Raw genomic sequence first — 20,872 nt, 5'->3', positions numbered from 1 at the left:
CTCCGCGCATCGGCGCCAAGCCGGGCGGGCTTCGTCCGGGGGCGGGGGACGAGTCTCATGCTCTTCGGGCATGTGTTTGGCGGAGCGGCCTCGCCGGTGATGAGGGATGAGTCTCGGGGGACATGCTCTTCCGGGCATGTTTTCGCGGGTCGAGCGGCTTCGCCCAGAGACGGTGAGGGGTCTCATCCCGCGCCGAGCGGTCGGCCGACGGCGGCCTCTGGCCGTATGACCCAAAGGCCATCCTCGCCGCTCCATGTGTCCACTGCGGGACATGCCCTTCGGGCACGTTCGGAGGGTCGGGGCGGCCTCGTGCGGCCGCGGGGACGAGTCTCAGGGATATGCTCGTTCGAGCATGTTTCGGCAGGTCAGGCTGACCTCGCCCGGCGGCGTCGACGAGTCTCGGGGGACCTGCTCTTTCGAACATGTTTTGGCGGATCAGGCTGACACCGCCCGGCGGCGCTGACGAGTCTCATGGGACCTGCTCTTTCGAACAGGTTTTGGTGGGTCAGGCTGACCTCGCCGGCGGCGTCGGCGAGTCTCGGGGGACCTGCTCTTTCGAACATGTTTCATCGGGTCAGGCTGACCTCGCCCGGCGTTGGCGAGTCTCATGGGACATGCTCTTTGGAGCATGTTTTAAAGAACATGTTAGAGGCCGCGGCGGTGGTCGCTCCAGTAGGCCTTGGTGCGGATCCGCCGGCCGGGGATCGACCACTGCTGCTGGAGAGCGCGGCGCAGGGCGACGACGCTCTCGGCGTGGCCGGCGAGGTAGTAGACGCTGTCGACGGTGACGGCGCGGTCGAGCCAGGCGAGCAGGGCGGCGCCCCGGGTCGGGCCGCGCGGCAGGACGTCGAGCGGGAGGCCCATGTCGGTGAAGAGGTCGGGCGGGAGGTCGCCCTCGACTGCTCCGGTGACGCCGGCGGCGGGCGGGACGGCGCGCGCGAGGGCGGCGAACAGGCCGGCCGTGGTCTCGTCGCCGAGGAAGACGTGGTGCGCGGCGTCGTCGAGGCGAAGGCGGCCGCCGGGGCCCATGAGGTGAGCGCCGTCGCCGTCGCGCAGGGCCTCGGCCCAGGCGCTGCCGGGCCCGCGGCCGTGCAAGTAGAAGAGGATGTCGACCTCGCCGCGCGCGTCGTCCCAGCGCATCGGCGTGTAGTGGCGAAATTCACGAGGGCCGACGCGCACCTCGACCTCGTGCCCGGGCCGCCAGCCGCACCGCTTCAGGGTCGGACCGCCGAAGCGGACACGCCGCAGGTGCGGGGTGAGGGCCTCGGTCTCGAGGACGGTACAGGCGCGGCCGAACCAGGCCTCGGCGCGCGCGGCCAAGAATGCGGGGATCTCGGGCATCGGGGATCTCCAGGGCGAAAGCCGTCGCGGGCGACGGGGAAGAGGAAGGTTCAGAGAGGGTGGTAGTCACGGGCTCGCGCGGCGGGCGCTCGCGCGAAGAGTGAGGCAGCGGGCGAGGAGGGCAGTTCGGGGGCTCACGGTCGACAGGGTTGGAGGGACATGTCGGTGACAGGAGGGCCGGCGTGTCGAGTCGGGGGGGCGAGGTCGACATGGTTGGAGGGACATGTAGGCGGCGGGAGCCAGCGGCGTGTTCGAGCTCGGGGGCTCGAGGTCGACATGGTTGAAGGGACATGTCGCCGCCGGAGGCCGGCGTGTTCGAGCTCGGGGGCTCGAGGTCGACATGGTTGGAGGGACATGTAGCGGCGGGAGCCAGCGGCGTGTCGAGCTCGGGGCTCGAGGTCGACATGGTTGGAGGGACATGTAGGCGGCGGGAGCCAGCGGCGGGTCGAGCTCGGGGGCTCGAGGTCGACATGGTTGAAGGGACATGTCGGTGGTGGGAGTCGGTCGGCGTGTCGAGGCAGGTGGCTCGGCCGATGTGGCTGAAGGGACAGGTCCGCGGCGGTGCGGGGAGTGGCGCGCGGGACGAGGTCGGCGGCTCATGGGGCATGAACTCGGGGACAGGTCAGCGGCGACGGCGGCGGAGCAGGGGGAGGAGCCAGGCGAAGACGGGGCCGCCGGTGCTGCAGCCGCCGCAGGCTTCGGGCTCGCGGACGTCGGGATCTTCGGTGGTGCCGTCGTCGCCGGTGCTGTCGCCGGTGGTGCCGTCGTCGCCGGTGGTCTCGGGGGCGGGGACGGGCTCGACGCAGGCGAGGGCGTCGCGGGTGGCGGCGGCGCAGAGGTGGGCCTGGATCGACATGTCCGAGAGGACAGGGTTGACGACGGCCAGCCAGTAGCCGCCCGCGGGCAGGTCGGCGAGGAGCCGCGGCTCGGGATCGAGGCCGTCCCAGGCGATCTGCGCCGGTTCGACGGGGCCGTCCTCGGCGCCGCCGGCGACCCCCTGGAGCGTGAACTGGAGGCCGGGCGCGGGAGCGGCGAGGCCGAACCAAAACGGGCCGCCAGGGTGCTCGAGGCGGTAGTAGCGGGCGGTCAGAGAGAAGAAGCGATCGTCGTCGGCGAGCGGCGAACCTTCCTGTTCGGCGACGACGCCGGCGAGCTGTTCGGCGTAGGGGTAGCTGTCGCGTGCGCCGGCGCGGGGGCCGGTGGCGAGGTTCCAGGCGGAGAACTCGAGCCAGGCGGCGCGCAGGTCGTCGGCGCGGCCGAGGAGGAGGTCGGCGATCGCCGCGGGCAGGTCGGGCGCGCCGGCGATCTGCAGGAGAGCGTCGGCGAGCTCGGGGCCGTGGCGGTCGATCAGGAAGTCCCACCACAGCGCAGTGCCGTAGGCGAAGGCCGGGACGGGGCCGGCAGGCGGCTTGTAGAGGGAGCGGCCGGTGTCGGCGAGATAGGCGTCGCACAGGCGCAGGAAGTCGCGCGAGTCGGGGCGATAGGCCCGCTCGGCCCACACCGCGGTGCCCTCGGAGAACCACACGGGAGGGTCGACGACGTAGGCGGCCTGGACGGCGTGAAACAGCTCGTGGCTGACGACTGTGTCGACGGCCTCGCCGAGGTCGGCGTAGGCGTAGCCGGCGAAGTCGTTCTCGAGCAGGAGGTGGCCGGCGCAGGCGTCGGGGTCGCAGACGTCGTGGCCGAAGTGGCCGTCGGCGGCGCCGGCGAAGTCGACGAGGTAGATGTCGAGGGCCTCGCTGCCGCCGAGCGGGCCGAGGCCGTGCTCGGCCTCGCTGCGCGGGGGCCGAAGGTCGAACTCGTCGCGGTAGAGGTCGAGGACGGCGGCCGCGGTGTCGGCGACGAGGGTGACGTAGTCGGGGACGCCGTCGGCGTCGAGGTCGGCGAGCGGGACGACGCTCGGCCCGTCGACGCTGTAGTGGACGCGTAGAGCACCGCCCGGGTGATCGTAGGCGGCGAGGATGTCCTTTGGGTCATACGGCCAGAGGCCGCCCTCGGTCGGCCGCTCGGCGTGGGCGACGCGGGGGAGGAGCAGGAGCGCCGTGAGCGAGGCGAGGGCGAGTATGGGACGGGCGTGGATGAGGCGCTCGACGCGGCTGCTCGCGGGTGTCGCGGAGCGCGGGGGCCGGCCTGCGTGATCGGCGAGCGCCGCGTCGCGTGCAGCGGCGACGTCGGGCTGCGCTGGGCCGCGCGGGTTCACGGGAGGAAGCTCCAGCGCCAGGTCATGAGGGCGGCGCCGATACCCATGGTGCCGTTGTCGTTGCAGTCGGCCTGGCCTTGCTCGTAATAGGCCTCGACGACGAGCTTGACGGTCCGGCCGTCGGCGAGGCGCAGGGCGAAGGGGAAGCCGGTGGTGGTGACGCAGCCGGTGTAGCCCCACCAGCCGGCCATGCGATAGGCAGGGCTGCCGGGCAGGCCGGAGCCGTCCTCCTGGAGGGCGCAGGCGTCGTCGTAGTAGTGCTCGGGGGCGAACTCGGCGTCGGGCGGGGCAGCGTCGAGGCCGGCGTAGTCGCCGGCGGGCGCGGCGACGGTGACGCACGACGGGCCGGAGCTGCCGCTGTTGGCCCGGATCCCGTAGCGCTTGGCGGCGATGTCCCAGGCGCCGCTCTCGAGCGCGGCGACGTCGTCGAGGTCGACCCGCTCGAGGCCGTCGTCGGTGAAGCGGAGGTAGACCCAGGGGTTCTGCGCGGCCCCCATGGTCCCGCCGGCGGAGGCGTCGACCCGCGAGACCCAGTCGGCGTCGTCTCGCTCGTTGCTCACCTCGGCGTCGCTGACCTTGTCGTCGTGAAGGGAGAGGTCCTGGATCGCGGCGTCGATGCACGGGACGGTGACGAGCGGGCAGGCGTCCGGATCGATCGAGTCGGTGGTGCCGTCGGGGGTGCCGGAATCGGCGGTGGTGGGTGCGCCGGCGGTGGTGCCGGGATCGGCCTCGGTGTCGCTGCCGCCGTTGCCGCTGGCGGCATCGTTGCCGGCGGCGGTCCCGGTGCCGGAGCCGGCGTCGCTGTCGGCATCGAGCGCCGCGCTCGAGTCGCCGCAAGCGACGAGGATGGCGAAGAGAACAAGGTGTATTTTGGGACAGGTCGTGAAGGACATGGGCGGTGCTCGGTGCGGGGTGGGGCTGAACTTTTGGTCAAGTCCCGAGGGACAGGGGCGGCCCGGAGAGAGCTGAACGTTTGGACAAGTTCTCGAGGACAGGTGCGGCGGTCGCGGGTCAGGGGTGGAGGTCGTCGGGTGGGCGCGGGAGGACGGCGAAGCCGCGGCCGGCGGGGGCCGGCACGAGATCGAAGCGCGCGCCGAAGCACTCGTGGAGGCGCTCGGGGGTGAGGACGTCGGCGGGGTCGCCGTGGGCGACGCAGCGGCCGGCGTGCAGCAGGGCGAGGTCGTCGGCGCACTGGCTGGCGGCGCCGAGGTCGTGGACGACGAGGACCAGGGCGGTGTCGGTGGCGCGGACGAACTGGCGCAGGCGGGCGAGGATCCGGACGGCGTGGCCGGGATCGAGGTTGGCGGTCGGCTCGTCGAGGAGGAGGTAGCGGCGCGGGTGCTCGGGCGTGGGCTCCCAGATCTGGGCGAGGACGCGGGCGAGCTGGACGCGCTGCTGCTCGCCGCCGGAGAGGGTCGGGGCGAGGCGGTCGGCGAGGTGCGCGACCTCGGCCAGCTCCAGGGCGGCCCAGGCGATGTCGCGGTCGCGCCGGGTCTCGCCCCGCCCGGGATGCGGGAGACGGCCGAGGGTGGCGACCTCGAGGGCGGTGAGCGGGAAGCGCAGGGCCGTCGCCTGGGGCAGGACGGCCCGTATGCGCGCGAGCGCGGTGGGGTGGAGCTGGCCGATCGGGCTGCCGTCGAAGGTCAGGTGGCCGGCGCTGGCCCTCTGCTCGCCCGCCCACACCCGCAAGAGGGTCGACTTGCCAGCCCCGCTCGGACCGACGACGGCGAGCACCCGCGCGCACTCGGCGGCGAGGGAGAGGTCGCGCAGCAGGACTGCGCCGCGGACGTCGACGGTGACCCGCGCAGCGACGAGGCTCATGCGACCTCCGGTCGTGAGGCGGGCGAGGGCATGGCTCTCGGGACAGGTGGCGCGAGGTCCATGCGCGCGTTCTGTCGATCGGGGAGCGCGATGATTCGCTTGATATAGTCTAGAAAACTTTGACTCTGCGAGAGGTTGGTGGCGATGCTTGCATCAACTTGATGAGCTGCATCTTCCGCGGCCCGGCGAAGAGCCGGCGAAGGCTCGGTCGGTGCGGCTCGCCGAGATCGCAGGCGAGCAGAGTTGTGGGCACATGAGGGGGCGCAGAGAGGCTCAAGGGGCGCCTCTGAGGTTTGGGGCCAGCGAGAGCGCGCGTGAGCAGGATCCTCGGCAAACAGGGGCACGCGGAGTGGCGCGAACGGGAGGACCCAGCGGGATTGCGGTCGAGCAGGGTCATCGCGGGACGGGGCGCAGAGGAGCGCAGGCAGAGCCAGGAGGAGGGCGGCCGGGCGGGAGTGCGGTGGAGCAGGGCTGTCGGCGCCCGGGGTTGCGGTCCGCCGGCAGTGCGCTCCGTCGAGACCCTCCGCGGGGAGAGTGACGGCGTGTGGTTTTCGGGACAGGTTGCGACCGCGAGGTCCACGCGAGCCGGGTGGTGCGGGGCGCGCGAACCTGGCTTTAGGGGCAGGCTCTGGGCGGCCGATGAAGAGGCTTCCGTGTTTACTTAGAGCATTCGGTATGTCGACGTAAGATGACGACATTGAATGATTTTTTACGAAGCTCATGAAAGCTCCGTGGCGCGCACGCGCGAGAGCAGGGCGAGGAACACGGGGGCGCCGAGGAGGGAGGTCAGGATCCCGACGGGCAGCTCGGCGGGGGCGAGGATCGTGCGGGCGGCGGCGTCGGCGAACAGCATCAGGGCGGCGCCCCCGAGCGCGGCGGCGGGGACGAGGACGCGGTGTCGCGGACCGACGAGGCCGCGCAGCAGGTGCGGGACGACCAGGCCAACGAAGCCGATGATGCCGGTGAAGGCGACGCAGACGCCGACGGCGAGGGCGACCTCGGCGATCACCCGCCGGCGCAGGCGCTCGACGTCGACGCCGAGGTGGAAAGCCTCGGCCTCGCCGAGGAGGAGCGCGTCGAGGTCGCGGGCGCGGCGCCACAGGAGGACGCCGGCGAGGGTGACGAGCGGGACGAGGATGAGGACGACGTCGCGGGTGAGGCCGCCGAGGCCGCCGAGCAGCCACAGGCTGAGGTCGCGCAGCTGGCGATCGTCGGCGAGGTAGCCCAGCAGGCCGATGGCGGAGCCGGCGAGGGCGCTGACGGCGATGCCGGCGAGGAGCAGGCCGACGACGGAGGTCTGGCCGCGCACGCGCGCGAGGGCGTGGACGACCCAGGTGGCCGCGAGCCCGCCGGCGAAGGCGAGGACGGGCTGGGTGAAGCCGCCGGGTAGAACCGGCAGGAGGCGGTCGAGGGCGATGGCCAGGCCGGCCCCGAGCGCGGCTCCGCTGCTGATGCCGACGAGGCTCGGGTCGGCCAGCGGGTTGCGGAACAGGCCCTGCATGGCACAGCCGGCGACCGCCAGGCCGGCGCCGACGACGACTGCGCCGAGAGCCCGCGGCAGGCGCAAGGCGGTGAGGATGTAGCGATCGCCGGGGTCGCAGCCGGCGTCGGGGGCGAACAGGCAGGCGACCGCGTGCGGGAGGTCGAGGGGGGCGGCGCCGACGGCCAGCTCGAGCAGGACGCCGAGAGCGACGAGGACGGCGAGGCCCAGCAAGACCGGGCGGACGCGCCGAGCTGTCCCGGCGGACATGCTCGCCTGGACAGGCGTCACACGGGCGCTCCGGTCGGGGACGGGCGGGGCGCTGCCGGGACGAACGGGGACGAGCGGGGACGGCCGGAGCGGGCGCGTGACGCGTCTGCCTGCGAGGACATGCGCGAACGGACAGGTGTGCCTGCGTTCGAGGACATGTGCGAACGGACAGGTCTCACGGGGCCGCTCCTTCGCCGAGCTCGGGGTGGAGGGACACCAGCAGCTCGCGGACGCCCTGGCCGATCCGGGGGCCGAAGCCGAGCAGCTTGAGGTCGTCGATGGCGACCACGCGCTGGGCGCGGCCGGCGGGGGTCTCGGCCAGGCCGGGGAGGGCGAGCAGGCCGGGGACGCCGCCGAGGCTCTCGAGGCCGCGCGTCGGCAGGACGACGACGTCGGGGGCGGCAGCGACGACCGCCTCGGCGCTCCACGGCTTCATGCCGGTGAGGGCGTCGCCGGCGTTCTCGGCGGCGGCGAGGCGCACGAGCTCGGCGCCGGTGGTGTCGCGGCCGGCGACGAGCAGGCGGCCGGGTCCGCGGGCGTAGACGAAGAGGACCCGCGGTCGGGAGGTGACGCGGGCGCGCAGGCGGTCGGCCTCGGCCAGGTCGGCCGCGAGCGCGGCGAGCACCTCGGCCGCCGCTTCCGGCCGGCCGAGCGCGGCGGCCACTGCGGTGATGTTGCCGCGGGCGGCGTCGAGGTTCTCGCCGGCCGGAACCAGCTCGAGGCGGACGCCGGCGCCGCGGACCTGCTCGAGCGCGGCGGCCGGGCCGGCTTCGCTGCTGGCGAGGACGAGGTCGGGACGCAGGCCGAGCACGCCCTCGGCGGAGAACTGGCGGTAGTAGCCGACCCGCGGGAGGGCGGCCGCGGCGTCGGGATAGAGGCTCGAGAGGTCGACGCCGACGACCCTGTCGCCGGCCCCGAGCGCGAACACTGCCTCGGTGATCGAGTTGCCGAGGGTGACGATCCGCTGCGGGGCGGTCACCTCGGCCGCCTGGGCGGCGGGAGCGGGGCTGTCCCCGGGGACAGCACAGGCCGGGGCCAGGGCGACTGCGAGGACGAGCGAGCGGAGGACGGTCGGGGCGGGCATGCAGATCCAGGCCGATGACACCGCGGAGCGGTCGGTCCAGGATCGTGGCTACCATATTTTGAAAATGCAAATCAAAGTTAATTTCGTGAGTGATCCTCCTAGACCCGCGCCCACAGGGCGGGAGTTGGGCTTGACATGTGATTTTGAAAATTGATATCAGTTGGAGACTCGCTCGGAAGCGCACCATGAGTCGTTACACCGGACCCCGTCTCCGCATCCTCCGCCGCCTCGACGTCGACCTCCCGGGGCTGACCGCCAAGTCGCGCGAGAAGCGACCTTACCCCCCGGGACAGCACGGGCAGGCGCGGCGCAAGCGGCCCTCGGCCTACGGCATGCAGCTCGCGGAGAAGCAGAAGCTCTGCTTCAACTACGGGGTCACCGAGCGGCAGATGCGGCGGCTGTTCGCCGAGGCGATCGCGGCGAAGGGGGTCACCGGCGAGGTGCTGCTGGAGCTGCTCGAGCGCCGGCTCGACAACGTGGTGTTCCGCGCCGGCCTGGCGCCGACGATCCCGGCGGCGCGCCAGCTCGTGACGCACGGACACATCCGCGTCGACGGGCACCGCGTCGACATCGCCTCGTTCCGCGTGCGCACGGGCGCCGAGATCACGCTGCGCCCGCGCAGCCACGACCTCGACATCGTCCAGCGCGCGGTGGCCACGCCGGTCCGGATCCCGCTGCCCGCCTGGCTCGAGTGCGACCTGCCGCACCGCCGGGTGAAGATGGTCGGCAGCCCGCGCGGCGACGGGGCCCCGTTCGAGCTCGATGTCCAGCTGGTGGTCGAGTACTACGCTCGCTTCTTCTAGGAGTCCGCCATGCCGCGCCCCTCGACCCCCGACAATTCGCTGATGGCGCTGATCGTGCGCCGCTGCGGCCTCGACGCGGCGGCGGCCGACCTGCTGCAGCGGATCGAGGCCGCCGCCTGGGACCTCGTCGCCGATGGCGTGACGCCCGACGTGCTGCGCGCGGTGCTGGCGGTCCTCGCCGACGTCTCACCCGCCCCGGCCGGCCTGCCGCCGCGCGCGCGCCGGCTGCTGCGGAAGTTCGCCCGCGCCCGCGAGGCCGGGGTGCCCGCCGACGTGGCCGCCAGCTTCACCGAGGACGCGCTGCGCCTGGCGCTGCTGATCGACGACGCGTTCCAGCGCGGCCACGCGCTCGGCCGCGCCGAGGCGATGACGCCGATCGACGCGCCGGCCCGCGGCACCTGGCCGCACTGAGCTCGGCGCGGCCGAGTCGGGCGCTCGACATGTCTCGAAAGACATGCCGACAAGGACAGCGGTGGGAGGCCGCATTTCGCTCGGTGGGGCCGTCGTGCTGGGACGGCGCGCAGTTCAGTCGGCCGCGAGCCGCGGTGCGGAGAGCCCTTTGACGAAAGGTCAGCGCTGACCGGTCGCGCCTGGCGCGTGTCCTTTGGCCGCGAGCGGAGGGCCGAAGCCTGCGGCACGGGAGATCTTGTGTGTCCTATAGGACGTGTCCGAGAGGGCATGTCCCCAGAGATATGTCATGGTGACCCGATCGACTGCGCGGCGATCCAGCGGAACACTGCTGTCCCCGCGCCGCGCATCAGCTCGGGGTCGGGCTCCAGCGCGTCGATGCGGGCCAGCTCGCCGTCGGCGGACAGCACGTAGAGGTTGCGCGGGGCGGCGGGCGGCAGCAGCAGCTCGAGGCTGAAGTCCTGGTCGTCGCGGCTGTGGAGCAGGAGGTCGCCGTCGTCGTCGATCGCCAGCGCCCACATCGGCACGCCCTGGAACCGCTCCATGCCGGCCGACGAGACGCGGACGATCTCCCCGGCGGCCACGCCCCCGACGTCCTGCGTGTCGCTGACGCAGGTCCAGGCGACGAAGCGGGCGTTCGGCGAGGCCACCGGCGGCTGGCCGCCCACGCACGGGCTCTGCTCCGCGCTCAGCAGCTCGAGTCGGGCCTCGTCGACGCGCAGCGCGGCGCCGCGGGTGGTGATGAACAGCAGGGCGCGGCCGTCGGCGCTGACGCGGGTGAACAGCTCGCCGGTGTCGCCGATGAGCGGCCGGCCGTCGTGCTCGCCGGTGGTGTGGTCGTAGCGGCGGATCACCAGGCCGTCGCGGAACACGTAGTGACGCGGCGAGATCGCGGCGATCAGGTGCGAGGCGTCGGTCCACTCGGGGCCGCCGGCCGCGACGGCGCAGGCGGCCTCGGGCTCGCCGACGGCCCAGCGCCACACGCGGCAGGCGCCGTCGGCCCCGCCCAGGCTCAGCGCGCGGCCGTCGGGGTCCGCCGCGCCGAGGCCGCAGCTCGGGCCCGGGCCGGCGCAGCGGACCCGCTGCAGCCGGGCGAGCGGGACGTCGGGCAGGCGCGCGGCGGCCAGCTCGGTCAGCGCCGGGGCGGCGGCGTAGCCATCGGCTGGCTTCGGGTACATGAGTGAAAGGACATGTCCGTTGGGACCTGGCCGCAAGAACCCGTCCTCAGGGACACCCTGGACGACGAACACGACCGGGGCGTCGGCGGCGCCCACGGCCCCCCAGACCTCGGCGCAGCCGGTCGGCAACGGCCAGGCGAGCGGCACGACGGCGGCGGGGTCGCCCGCGCTCGGGGTCGCGACCTGCGGGGACAGCGGCACCAGCTGGAGGGCGGCCGGGCAGCCGGCGGTCCACCACAGGGCCCCGCCCGCGGGGGCGAAGCCGGCCGCGTCGGGGGCGAGGCCGGCGGGCAGGGCGAGCGGCAGGGTGCGCTCGCCGACGAGGTCGACGTAGCCGGCGCGGAGGATGCCCTGGCTGTCCCCGAGGCCATGTTGCCAGCCGCCGTCGGCGGCGCGGACCAGCGCGCCCTGGCCGCGCGGGTCGAGCTCGACCACCAGCGGCAGCGCGTCGGTCTTGGGCCCCGGGTCGGCGGGCAAGAGCTCGCGCTCGACGAGGCGGCCGGCGTCGTAGATCGTCAGGGTGCGAGCGCCCCCCTTGTCGCGCTCCGACGCGATCCACACCGCTCGCGCGTCGACCGTGGGCGGGCCGCAGGCGGCCAGCCACGCGAGCATCAGCGCCGCGGCGCCCGGACGCCCGCCGAGGCCCCGGCCCGCGGGCGCGCGCGGGGTCGTCGCTTGTGACTTCACTCCCTCGCCTGGTGTCGCCGCGGCCACCACCCCCAGGGTACCAGCCTTGCGCGCCCGGTGCGGGTTTGGCAGGCTTCGCGCCTCATGTCCGGTGACCCCAAAGACCCTGATTACGACGACGCCGAAGGTGGCCTCGAGCCCGGCGAGCTGATGTTCGACGACGGCGACGAGGAAGAAGGCGCAGCCTCGGAGGAGGAGATCCAGGAGGCGGCCCAGGCGATCGAGCTCGTCACGCTGCCGGTCTCCTGCACCAACGAGGGCAAGGGCGCGCCGCTCGGCATGGGCATCCAGCGCTTCTGGGCCCAGGAGCTGGCCGAGGCCGGGGTCCGGGCCGCCGCGCCGGTGTTCACGGCGATCCAGGAGCAGAACGGCCGCCGCGCGCCGGCGCTGATGATCTTCCGCGAGCCGTGGACCGACGAGCGCGCGCTCGAGGGCATCAATCGCTTCGCCAACGCCCAGTTCGGCCTGGCGACCGACATGTTCGCGCAGGAGGAGAAGGTCACCCTGAGCGCCCGCCTGGTCGCCATCAAGCCGGGGCCCGCGCTCGAGACGGTCGACACCTTCACGGCCGAGACCACCGCCGATCAGCTGCCCGGCGAGGTGTTCGTGCTGACGCAGAAGATCGCCGCCGCGCTCGGCAAGTCGGTGGCCAAGCCGACCTGGCAGGACGCGTTCGGCACCGCCAACGTGCAGGCGATCATCTCGTTCCTGGTCGGCCTCGGCAACCTCAGCGCGCTCCAGGGCCGCTGCGTGCCGACGACCTCGGACCAGCTGCTGTCGCCGCTGATGGACGCCCTCGGCCGCGCGCCCGAGATGGACGTGACGATGCAGGCGCTGCACGCGATGACCGACATCCTCATCGCCGGCCAGCCCGACCAGGCCGCCATCCCGCTGTCGGTGCAGGCGCTGTCGATCGCGGCCCAGAAGCGCAAGAACGACCAGGGCGCGTGGCACCACCTCGCGCTGGTGCTGCGCCGCGTCGGCGACCTCGGCTCGGCGGTGCAGGCGTTCCAGCAGGCGATCAACCTCGGCCCGCAGAACCCCGCGGTCGCGGCCGGCTTCGTCGACACCCTGCGCGCCGCCGGCGACCTCGAGAACGCGCTCAAGGTGGCCCAGTTCGCGGTCGAGAACGGCAACGAGGGCCCGATGGTGATGGCCCAGCTCGGCAGCCTGCTGATCGAGAACGATCAGTTCGACGAGGCCGAGCCGTTCCTCCGCCGCGCGGTGGAGGAGGGCAAGGTCCCCAGCGCCTACGGCGACCTCGCCAACGTGCTGTGGGAGACCACCGAGGACGAGCCGAAGAAGATCCAGGAGGACCGCGACGAGGCGCTCGCGCTGCTGGCCCAGGCCATCGAGCAGCCGACGATCCACAAGAGCACGCTCGACATCCTGCTCGACCTCCACGAGGAGGAGAAGCTCGAGAAGGCGACCGTGCTGATGCTGCGCGCGGCCGAGAAGCACGCCGAGGACGCGACCGTGCTGCGCTACGTCGCCAGCATGTACCTCGAGGGCGACGAGCCGGCCCGCGCCCGCCCGTACCTCGACGCGATCCTCAAGCTGCAGCGCCGCAGCCTCGACGACGACGCGTTCGCTCGCCGCGCGATCCTCACCCTCGAGGTCGACAGCTTCGAGGACCGCTACGACCAGGCCATCGACTACGTGCGCAGCGGCGACCCGCAGAAGCACCTGGCCGCGGCCAAGTTCCTGCGCGAGATGATCGGCCGTGACCCGCGCTACTGGCAGCCGCACCTGATGCTGGCGCTGGCCGTGCGCGACAGCGAGGGCGACGCCTCGGCGCTGTCCCACCTCAACGACGCGGTCCGCCTGCGCCCCAACGACGCCGAGATCCGCAACCTCATGGCGGCGATCCTGCGCAAGCAGGGCCGCGCCCGCGAGGCCGTGGAGCACCTGCGCGCGGTCGTGGCGATCAACCCGCGCGAGATCGAGCCGGTCATCAACCTCGCGTCGGCGATGCGCGACGCCAACATGTTCGAGGAGGCGCGGCAGGTCTGCAGCGCCGCGCTGCAGATGATCCCGGACCACCCGGAGTTCAAGCGGATCCTCGACAGCCTGCCGCCGCCGCGGCAGCGCCAGAACTGAGTTCGCGGCTCGCTGGAGCCGGCGACGACGCGCACCCCGGACGGTCCGGAGTGCGCGTCGTCGGCGTTTGTGGAGCCGACGGCCGACCCGCGTTTCGCCGGCCGCCACGGATGTCGTGAGGAGCGGCCGGCCAGCGCCGGTGGTGTGCCGGCGCGAACTGGTTCAGCCTGTCCTGGTACCTGTCCGCACCGGGGCGACCACGCCCTCGGAGTGCACTTACCAGCGAACTTACCGAGCGGGAGTCTCCGTAATGCGAAGCCTTAATAGGAAGTGTTGGAGCCGGGTTGCGAGCGCGTGCGTCGCGATCGGCGCGGCGTGGGCCCTGGCGCTGCCGCAGACGGCCGAGGCGTGCGGCGGCGTGTTCTGCGACGGCGGCCTGCCGAACTCGATGCCCGTCAATCAGGACGGCGAGAACGTGCTCTTCGTCCTCAATCAGAACGAGGTCGAGGTCCACATCCAGATCAGCATCGACCCCAACACCAACGCGCAGAAGTTCGCGTGGCTGATCCCGATCTCGCAGATCCCCGAGTTCGAGGTCGGCTCGCAGCCGCTGTTCGACGCGCTGCTGCAGTCGTCGGTGCCGACCTACCAGCTGCAGCAGACCTTCGAGATCTGCGGCGAGGACGGCATCTCCGGCGGGCTCTCGAGCGCGAGCAACGGCGATCCGGGCCTCAGCAGCGGCGACGGTGGCACCGGCACCGACGGCGAGGACAGCAGCGGCAACGACCCGGTGGTGTTCAAGACCACGGCCGGGGCGTTCGAGATCGTGGTCCTGCAGGACCAGACGATCGAGCCGATCAAGCAGTGGCTGCTCGACAACGACTATCAGTGGATCGACGGCTCGGAGATGGTGCTGCAGCAGTACCTCGACGAGGGCAACGTGATCGTCGCGCTCAAGCTGGCGGCGGGGTCCGACGGCGGCGACGTGCACCCGATCGTCCTGCGCTACCCGTCGAACGAGAACTGCTTCCCGCTGCGACTGACCCGCTTCGCCTCGATCGAGAACATGGACATCCGCGTGTTCGTGCTCGGCGACCAGCGGGCGGCGCCGACCAACTACCGCCACGTCCTCGTCAACCCGCTGAAGATCGACTGGCTGCAGTTCGCGGCGAACTACAAGGAGGTCATCACCAAGGCGGTCGACGACCTCGAGGCCGACGGGCTGGCGTTCGTGACCGAGTACGCCGGGCCGTCGAACGTGGTCCAGCAATTCTCGTTCAACTTCTACAGCACGTCGTGGAACGAGGCGGCGTTCGTCGGCCTGCCGCCCGAGCAGGTGATCACCACCCTCAACGACCAGGGCCTGGCCAACTGCTTCGGCGCCGACTTCTGCTTCTACAACCACCCGCTGCTCGAGAGCCTGCTGAACGACTTCCTGCCGGTGCCCGACGGCCTCGCTGCGGAGGAGTTCTATTCGAACCTCCAGGCCTACGCCGGGCAGATCGACGCGATGGCGTGGGGCGACGGCAGCGGCTTCGCGCAGGCGCTCGACAGCCGGATCATCGCGCCCGGGGAGCACGCGCAGGAGCTGCTCGACACGTACACGTACCTCACGCGCATGTACACGGTCATCTCGCCCAACGAGATGATCGCGGACCCGATCTTCCACATCAACCCGGACCTGCCGGAGGTGCCCAGCTTCCGCTCGGCCACCGAGTACAACCTGTGCGACGGCAACAGCGTGGTGACGCTGCCCGACGAGCGCGAGATCTTCGTGCCCAACGGCGGGCCGTGGCCGGACTTCATTGGCGAGATGTGGTGGGCCGAGGAGGTCCAGCAGGTCGCCCTCAAGGGCAAGCCGATGCACCTCGTCAACAACACCGCGGCGATCAACAAGAAGATCGAGGAGTGGAACCTGGCCCACGGCTGGCCCCGCTTCCCCGACGCGCCGACCACCAGCGCCAGCGACACCGACTCCGACGGCTCGAGCAGCAGCGACGGCGGGCCCGACTCTGCCACCGGCGGCGGGCAGGACGACGCCAGCGGCTGCGGCTGCCGCACGGGCGGCGGACCGGGCGGCGCGGCGCTGATGCTCGCGGGGCTCGGGCTGCTGGCTTCTCGCCGGCGCCGGCGCTGAGCAGCTGACCTGAGGGGCATGTCCGTACGGGCATGCCCCTCGGGCTTGGTTTTAATGGACATGTCCTTGGCGACATGTCCCCTACAACATGGAGCTGCCGCTCAGAATTCGACGACGACCGAGCGGGCCGAGAACTTCGCGGGGCCGTGGTAGACGGCCTCGATGTTGTTGCCCTCGGGGTCGAGGAGGAACGCGCCGTAGTAGCCGGGGTGGTAGGGGCGCTCGCCCGGGGCGCCGTAGTCGCGCCCGCCTGCCGCCAGGCCGGCGGTGTGGAAGCGGTCGACGGTGGCCCGGTCGGGGGCCTGGAACGCGAGGTGGACCCGCCCGGTCAGCTGGCCCAGGGCGGCCTTGCTCTCGGCGGTGGAGATGAAGAGCTCGTCGTACCAGACGTGGTCGTCGGCCTCGCCGCCGCGCGGGATCCCGAGGACGCCGAGCACCGCGGCGTAGAAGCGCTTGGCCGCGGGGAGGTCGGCGACGACGAGCTGGATGTGATCGATGAGTCGGCCGCGGTGGAGTTGCATGCCCCACCGTAGCCGATCGTCCGGCGCGCGCAACGCCGCGTCAGGCGATGGGCTGGTAGTCGCGGAGGTCGAGCTGTCGCGTGCGCAGCCAGTAGCTGACCGTAAAGCCAGGCCACAGCGCGGCGGCCCGGCCGTCGGCGGTCTGGTACCAGCTCCTGCAGCCCGACGACCACACGGTGCGCCCGAGCTGCTCGTAGAGCTCGCTGGCGAAGGCGCTCTGGACCTCGGGGCGGACGTCGAGCGCCCGCAGGTTGCGGTCCAGCAGGGTGGTGATGCACTGCAGCGCGTAGCGGACCTGGGCCTCGATCATGAAGATCATCGAGTTGTGACCGAGGCCGGTGCCCGGGCCCATCAACAGGTAGAGGTTGGGGAAGCCCGACACCGTGATCCCGAGGTACGTCTCCGGAGTGCCGCGCCAGCGCTCGTTGAGCTCGTGGCCGTCGGCGCCGACGAGCCGGATCGCCGAGAGGTAGTCGGTGGCGCGGAAGCCGGTGCCGAGGATGAGCGCGTCGACCTCACGCAGGGTGCCGTCGCGAGTGCGCACGCCGGTCGGCTCGATGCGACCGATGGGGTCGGTGACGAGCTCGACGTTGGGCCGCGCCATCGTCGGGTAGAAGTCGTTGGAGATCAGGACGCGCTTGCAGCCCATGCGGTAGTCGGGCGACAGGCGGGCGCGCAGCTGCGGATCGGCGACCTGACGCTCGAGGTGCTTGCGCGCCAGCGGCTCGACCAGGCGCATGACCTGCGGCCGCAGGAAGGCGAGCGCGCGCGCCTCGTGCTGCCAGTAGAGGCCGCTCCGCACCAGCCGCTGCAGGGCCGGGACGCGGGCGTAGAGCTTGCGGGCGAGCTCGCCGATCGCGTGGTCGGGCTTGGGCACGATCCAGGCCGGGGTGCGCTGGAACAGGTGCAGGCGCTCCACCACCGGGGCGATCTGCGGCACGAACTGGATCGCGCTGGCGCCGGTGCCGAGGACCGCGACTGTCTTTTGGGACATGTCGTAAGCGTGGTCCCAGCGGGCCGAGTGGAACGTCTTGCCCGTGAAGTCGCCGAGGCCGCGCAGCTCGGGGTAGGCGGGCAGGTGCAGGGCGCCGTTGCCGAGCACGAAGGCGCGGGCCGACAGCTGCTCGCCCGCGCCGGTGCGCACCCGCCAGCGGCCGGCGGCGCGGTCGAACGTGGCCTCCACGACCTCGGCGCCGAAGCGGATGTGGCGGCGGACGTCGTACTTGTCGGCGCAGCGTTCGAGGTATTGCTGGATCTCCGACTGCGGCGGGAAGGCGCGGGTCCAGTTCGGGTTCTGCTCGAACGAGTACGAGTAGAGGTGCGAGGGGATGTCGCACGCGGCCCCGGGGTAGGTGTTGTCGCGCCAGGTGCCGCCGACGCGGTCGGCCTTCTCGAGCACGACGAAGTCGGTGATGCCGACGCGGCGCAGCTGGATCGCCATGCACAGGCCGGAGAAGCCGGCGCCGACGATCACCACGTCGACGTCGCGGGGAGTGCTCGCAGCTGGGTCGGACATCGGCCGCAGTGTAGCGTGCGGGCGCGGCGGCGGGCCCGGGGGCGCGCGGCGACTCAGGAGGCTCTCGCGCCGCGCGTCGTGGCGCGAGCGTCGAGGGCGAGGAGCCGCTCGCGCAGCCGCGATGCCGCGGGCGGCAGGCTGGCGCCGCGCCGCCACATCAGTCGATAGGTGACGTGGCCGAGCTCGGGCACCGGGCGGGCGACTGCGCCGCGCGGCAGGTGGCAGACGCCGTTGACGATGGCGACGCCGAGGCCGAGCCCGGCGAGGTGGAGCATCAGCGGCCAGCCGTCGGCCTCGATCGGCGGCGCGGCGGCGTCGGGCAGGCCGGCCACTGCGCGGCCGACGAAGCTGCGGTGCGATTGGCCTTGCGGGGCGAGGACGAGGCGTTCGCCCGCGAGATCGGCCAGGCGCACTCGGCGGCGACGGGCCAGGCGGTGGCCGGCCGACATCGCCGCGCACAGCGGGCTGCGCAGGAGATCGCGGGCGACGAGGTCTTCGGGCACGAGGTCGACCACACCGACGGCGAGGTGGGCCGCGCCCTCGCGCACGGCCTCGGCGGCATCGGGACCGCCGCGGGTGAGCGGGCACAGCGTGGCATCGGGCTCGTCGCGCGCGAAGGCCCGCAAGCTCGGCCCGAGCAGGTAGAGGTACGCCCTCGCCGGCGGCCAGGACCACGCGCTCGCGGCGGGCCTCGCCGTGCAGCTCGGCGAGGAAGGCCTGCGAGCGCGCGAGCTCCTCGCGGGCGAACGCCGCCACGCGCACGCCGGCGTCGGTGAGCCGCAGCTGCCGACCCTCGCGCTCGTACAGCGCCGCGCCGACCTCCTGGCCGAGGCGGGCGATCCGCTCGAACAGGGCGGGCTGCGACAGTCCGACGACCTGCGCCGCGCGGGTGAAGTTGAGGGCCTCGGCGAAGGCCACGAACGCGCGCAGCAGCTCGCCGTCGAGTATCGGCACGACCGATGACATATCGCCACATTCTAGTCGACGCCGATAGTTCGCGGAGCCACCCTGAGGCCATGCACGTCGCCACTTCCGCTCCCCGCAGCTCGGCCGCCTGGTGGGCCGAGACCCGGACCGATCCCGAGCGTCTCCACGCCTGGTTGTTCGCCCAGTACCGCGGCGAGGTCACTGCCGCGCAGCGGATCGTCGCCCTCCGCGACGCCCACGCGGCGCCGGACAGCCGGGCGTTCCGCCTGCTCACGGTGATCGCCGAGCAGGAGCGGAGCCATGCCGAATGGGTGGGCGAGTTGTTGCGCGCGCGGGGTCTGGTGGCCGAGGTGAGGGGCGCGGCCGAGGCGCGCTACTGGCAGCAGACATTGCCCGGGATCGCCGATCTGGCAACCGGCTGCGCCGTCGGGGCCCACGCGGAGGCGATGCGCCTCGAGCGGATCGCGGCGATCGCCGGCGATGCGGAGGCGCCGCCGGACATCCGCGAGGTGTTCGCCAGGATCTTGCCGCAAGAACGCTTCCATGCGCGGGCGTTCGGCTCGCTGACGACGCCGGAGAGCCTCGCGGCGACCCGCGCGGCCCACGAACTCGGCCGCGCGCTGCTCGGCCTCGAGGCGTGACGCGCCGCGCGCGACCCCAAGGGTCTGTCCAAGAGGACATGTTCCTTTGCGCTCGTGATCGGCGGGCTCGATCGCCGTGGAATTCGCCGCACACGGACTGTCCGATGTAGCGATGGTCCGTCGAATCGTATCTGTATGTTTTGCGCTGAGTGGGTGCCTGTTGGCCTGCGGAGGCCCCGAGAGCACCTCTTCCGACACCACCGCCGCGGGCTCGACCCCGGCGAGTACGTCGTCCCCCGTCGCCACCACCGCCGATGCCTCGACCGCGCCCGCGCCGACGTCCACCGAGACGACCGACGGCGGGACCGGAGGCGCGACCGAAGGTTCGCCGACGACCGGCGTCGCGACCGAAGGTTCGCCGACGACCGGCGTCGCGACCGCGGACGGGACGACGACCGAGCCGAACCCGGCGGTGTGCGGCGACGGTGTCGTCGATCCGGGGGAAGCGTGCGACGACGGCAACCTGGTGCCTGACGACGCCTGCAACCACCTCTGCGAGCTGCCGGCCTGCGGAGACGGGGTGGTCCAGGCGGGCGAGGAGTGCGACGCCGGCGCCGACAACGGCGCGGGCAAGGCGTGCCTGGCGACGTGCAAGAGCAACGTGTGCGGCGACGGCGATCAGGGCCCGGGCGAGGGCTGCGACGACGGCAACCTCGACGACGGGGACGACTGCACCAGCCAGTGCGCCCTGGCGAGCTGCGGCGACGGGGCCGTGCAGGCGGGCGAGGCGTGCGACGACGGCAACGCGATCGACGACGACGCGTGCACCAACGCCTGTACGGCGGCGAGCTGCGGCGACGCGATCGTGCAGGCCGGCGAGACGTGCGACGAGGGCAACGCCAACTCGGACGCGGGCGCGTGCACGACCGGCTGTCAGTCGGCCAGCTGCGGCGACGGCCTGGTCCACGCCGGCGTCGAGCAGTGCGACGAGGGGGCGAACAACGGGCCGAACCAGGCCTGCCTGGCGACGTGCAAGAGCAACGTGTGCGGCGACGGCGACAAGGGCCCCGGCGAGGCGTGCGACGACGGGGCGAACAACGGCGACGACAAGCAGTGCCACGCCGACTGCGAGCTCGACGTGTGCGGCGACGGCCTCGACGGCCCGAACGAGACCTGCGACGACGGCAACGGGATCGGCCTCGACGGCTGCAGCGCGAAGTGCCACGAGGAGATCAAGTGCGGCAACAAGCTCTACAAGTGCGGCAACGGCCTCGATGACGACGGCGACGGCGCGATCGACCTCGACGACCCGGAGTGCACGACGCCGTGCGACGAGGACGAGTCGTCGTACCAGACCAGCCTCCCCGGGCAGAACCTCGACTGCAAGTCCGACTGCTACTGGGACTCGGACAGCGGCGTCGGCAACGACCAGTGCGAGTGGAACCTCAAGTGCGACATGCAGAACCCGGGGGCCGACATCGGCTGCGGCTTCGACCCGAGCCTGAAGATGTGCACGCCGAAGCTGCCGGCCCAGTGCCTCGACGTCTGCGTGCCGCTGATCCCGAACGGCTGCGACTGCTTCGGCTGCTGCCAGATCGGCGACAAGTTCGTCTACCTCAACTCGAACCCCGACTGCAGCCTCGACAACCTCGACGCGTGCAACAGCTGCACGTTCTTCCCGCAGTGCGCCAACCAGTGCGAGCCCGAGATGTGCGAGGTGTGCTTCGGCCAGGACGAGGACGACCTGCCGCCCGAGTGCAACGGCATGCCCACCTGCGAGCCGGGCGTGACGCCGTGCCTCGACACCGCAGAGTGCCCCGAGGGCGAGTTCTGCCAGACGGGCTGCTGCGTGGTCGTCGTTCCGCAGTGAGGCGACCG

General features: G+C 72.4%; 15 protein-coding genes and 2 pseudogenes. 6 read left to right on the top strand and 11 right to left on the bottom strand.

Annotated features, from left to right (window positions below):
• Nucleotides 1–645: 645 nt before the first annotated feature.
• From O0S08_RS25090 to O0S08_RS25065, 6 genes are all read right to left on the bottom strand, one after another.
• Nucleotides 646–1,341, bottom strand: a complete 696-nt coding sequence (locus tag O0S08_RS25090) for a siderophore-interacting protein (protein WP_269041777.1) — start codon at nucleotides 1,339–1,341, stop codon at nucleotides 646–648.
• 622 nt (nucleotides 1,342–1,963) lie between these two features.
• Nucleotides 1,964–3,541, bottom strand: a complete 1,578-nt coding sequence (locus tag O0S08_RS25085; RefSeq protein WP_269041776.1) for an MXAN_6640 family putative metalloprotease — start codon at nucleotides 3,539–3,541, stop codon at nucleotides 1,964–1,966.
• On the bottom strand, nucleotides 3,538–4,434 hold the full coding sequence (locus tag O0S08_RS25080) for an HmuY family protein (protein WP_269041775.1): 897 nt from the start codon (nucleotides 4,432–4,434) through the stop codon (nucleotides 3,538–3,540). Before O0S08_RS25080 ends, O0S08_RS25085 begins: the two co-directional genes overlap by 4 nt.
• 118 nt (nucleotides 4,435–4,552) lie before the next feature.
• The gene (locus O0S08_RS25075; RefSeq protein WP_269041774.1) at nucleotides 4,553–5,362 is read right to left on the bottom strand and encodes an ATP-binding cassette domain-containing protein; all 810 of its coding nucleotides are present in this window, start codon (nucleotides 5,360–5,362) and stop codon (nucleotides 4,553–4,555) included.
• Nucleotides 5,363–6,080: 718 nt separating this feature from the next.
• On the bottom strand, nucleotides 6,081–7,112 hold the full coding sequence (locus O0S08_RS25070) for a FecCD family ABC transporter permease (RefSeq protein ID WP_269041773.1): 1,032 nt from the start codon (nucleotides 7,110–7,112) through the stop codon (nucleotides 6,081–6,083).
• Between the two features lie 175 nt (nucleotides 7,113–7,287).
• Nucleotides 7,288–8,196, bottom strand: a complete 909-nt coding sequence (locus O0S08_RS25065; protein ID WP_269041772.1) for a heme/hemin ABC transporter substrate-binding protein — start codon at nucleotides 8,194–8,196, stop codon at nucleotides 7,288–7,290.
• A 185-nt stretch (nucleotides 8,197–8,381) separates the two neighbouring features.
• Here O0S08_RS25065 and rpsD point away from each other — a divergent pair, with 185 nt between their 5' ends.
• On the top strand, nucleotides 8,382–8,999 hold the full coding sequence (rpsD, locus tag O0S08_RS25060) for a 30S ribosomal protein S4 (protein ID WP_269041771.1): 618 nt from the start codon (nucleotides 8,382–8,384) through the stop codon (nucleotides 8,997–8,999).
• 9 nt (nucleotides 9,000–9,008) lie between these two features.
• Nucleotides 9,009–9,410 carry a hypothetical protein gene (locus tag O0S08_RS25055; RefSeq protein ID WP_269041770.1) on the top strand — a complete coding sequence of 134 codons (402 nt, stop codon included), beginning with the start codon at nucleotides 9,009–9,011 and terminating at the stop codon, nucleotides 9,408–9,410.
• A 284-nt stretch (nucleotides 9,411–9,694) separates the two neighbouring features.
• Here the strand turns inward: O0S08_RS25055 and O0S08_RS25050 are convergent, their stop codons facing one another.
• The gene (locus O0S08_RS25050) at nucleotides 9,695–11,299 is read right to left on the bottom strand and encodes a TolB-like translocation protein (protein ID WP_269041769.1); all 1,605 of its coding nucleotides are present in this window, start codon (nucleotides 11,297–11,299) and stop codon (nucleotides 9,695–9,697) included.
• 57 nt (nucleotides 11,300–11,356) lie between these two features.
• On the opposite strand from O0S08_RS25050, the gene O0S08_RS25045 reads away from it, so the two are divergent.
• Both O0S08_RS25045 and O0S08_RS25040 read left to right on the top strand, forming a co-directional pair.
• Nucleotides 11,357–13,372 carry a tetratricopeptide repeat protein gene (locus tag O0S08_RS25045; RefSeq protein WP_269041768.1) on the top strand — a complete coding sequence of 672 codons (2,016 nt, stop codon included), beginning with the start codon at nucleotides 11,357–11,359 and terminating at the stop codon, nucleotides 13,370–13,372.
• Between the two features lie 250 nt (nucleotides 13,373–13,622).
• Nucleotides 13,623–15,449 carry a DUF2330 domain-containing protein gene (locus O0S08_RS25040; RefSeq protein ID WP_269041767.1) on the top strand — a complete coding sequence of 609 codons (1,827 nt, stop codon included), beginning with the start codon at nucleotides 13,623–13,625 and terminating at the stop codon, nucleotides 15,447–15,449.
• 101 nt (nucleotides 15,450–15,550) lie between these two features.
• Here O0S08_RS25040 and O0S08_RS25035 read toward each other — a convergent pair whose 3' ends face one another.
• From O0S08_RS25035 to O0S08_RS51305, 4 genes and pseudogenes are all read right to left on the bottom strand, one after another.
• Nucleotides 15,551–15,970, bottom strand: a complete 420-nt coding sequence (locus O0S08_RS25035) for a VOC family protein (protein ID WP_269041766.1) — start codon at nucleotides 15,968–15,970, stop codon at nucleotides 15,551–15,553.
• Between the two features lie 40 nt (nucleotides 15,971–16,010).
• A pseudogene (locus O0S08_RS25030) lies at nucleotides 16,011–17,438 on the bottom strand (flavin-containing monooxygenase); the annotation flags it as partial.
• A gap of 101 nt (nucleotides 17,439–17,539) precedes the next feature.
• Complete coding sequence (locus O0S08_RS25025; RefSeq protein ID WP_269041870.1) at nucleotides 17,540–18,127, bottom strand: substrate-binding domain-containing protein; 588 nt, start codon at nucleotides 18,125–18,127, stop codon at nucleotides 17,540–17,542.
• A 181-nt stretch (nucleotides 18,128–18,308) separates the two neighbouring features.
• A pseudogene (locus O0S08_RS51305) lies at nucleotides 18,309–18,452 on the bottom strand (helix-turn-helix domain-containing protein); the annotation flags it as partial.
• 50 nt (nucleotides 18,453–18,502) lie between these two features.
• Between O0S08_RS51305 and O0S08_RS25015 the strand changes: the two are divergent.
• Both O0S08_RS25015 and O0S08_RS25010 read left to right on the top strand, forming a co-directional pair.
• Nucleotides 18,503–19,054 (top strand): ferritin family protein, encoded by a 552-nt coding sequence (locus O0S08_RS25015; RefSeq protein ID WP_269041764.1) that lies wholly within the window; start codon nucleotides 18,503–18,505, stop codon nucleotides 19,052–19,054.
• A gap of 160 nt (nucleotides 19,055–19,214) precedes the next feature.
• Entirely contained in the window at nucleotides 19,215–20,864 is a 1,650-nt protein-coding gene (locus O0S08_RS25010; protein WP_269041763.1) for a DUF4215 domain-containing protein, read from the top strand.
• Nucleotides 20,865–20,872 lie beyond the last annotated feature (8 nt).

The organism is Nannocystis punicea, assembly GCF_026965555.1.
In the GTDB taxonomy this organism is placed as follows: Bacteria; Myxococcota_A; Polyangia; order Nannocystales; family Nannocystaceae; genus Nannocystis; species Nannocystis punicea.
This window is presented reverse-complemented; position numbering and strand designations above follow the sequence as displayed.

Bases quoted from the DNA above. Each gene is read 5' to 3' on its own strand.
- O0S08_RS25040 (WP_269041767.1), top strand. From the start codon at position 13,623: ATGCGAAGCCTTAATAGGAAGTGTTGGAGCCGGGTTGCGAGCGCGTGC.
- O0S08_RS25090 (WP_269041777.1), bottom strand. From the start codon at position 1,341: ATGCCCGAGATCCCCGCATTCTTGGCCGCGCGCGCCGAGGCCTGGTTC.
- O0S08_RS25075 (WP_269041774.1), bottom strand. From the start codon at position 5,362: ATGAGCCTCGTCGCTGCGCGGGTCACCGTCGACGTCCGCGGCGCAGTC.
- O0S08_RS25080 (WP_269041775.1), bottom strand. From the start codon at position 4,434: ATGTCCTTCACGACCTGTCCCAAAATACACCTTGTTCTCTTCGCCATC.
- O0S08_RS25035 (WP_269041766.1), bottom strand. From the start codon at position 15,970: ATGCAACTCCACCGCGGCCGACTCATCGATCACATCCAGCTCGTCGTC.
- O0S08_RS25070 (WP_269041773.1), bottom strand. From the start codon at position 7,112: ATGTCCGCCGGGACAGCTCGGCGCGTCCGCCCGGTCTTGCTGGGCCTC.
- rpsD (WP_269041771.1), top strand. From the start codon at position 8,382: ATGAGTCGTTACACCGGACCCCGTCTCCGCATCCTCCGCCGCCTCGAC.
- O0S08_RS25065 (WP_269041772.1), bottom strand. From the start codon at position 8,196: ATGCCCGCCCCGACCGTCCTCCGCTCGCTCGTCCTCGCAGTCGCCCTG.
- O0S08_RS25015 (WP_269041764.1), top strand. From the start codon at position 18,503: ATGCACGTCGCCACTTCCGCTCCCCGCAGCTCGGCCGCCTGGTGGGCC.
- O0S08_RS25045 (WP_269041768.1), top strand. From the start codon at position 11,357: ATGTCCGGTGACCCCAAAGACCCTGATTACGACGACGCCGAAGGTGGC.
- O0S08_RS25055 (WP_269041770.1), top strand. From the start codon at position 9,009: ATGCCGCGCCCCTCGACCCCCGACAATTCGCTGATGGCGCTGATCGTG.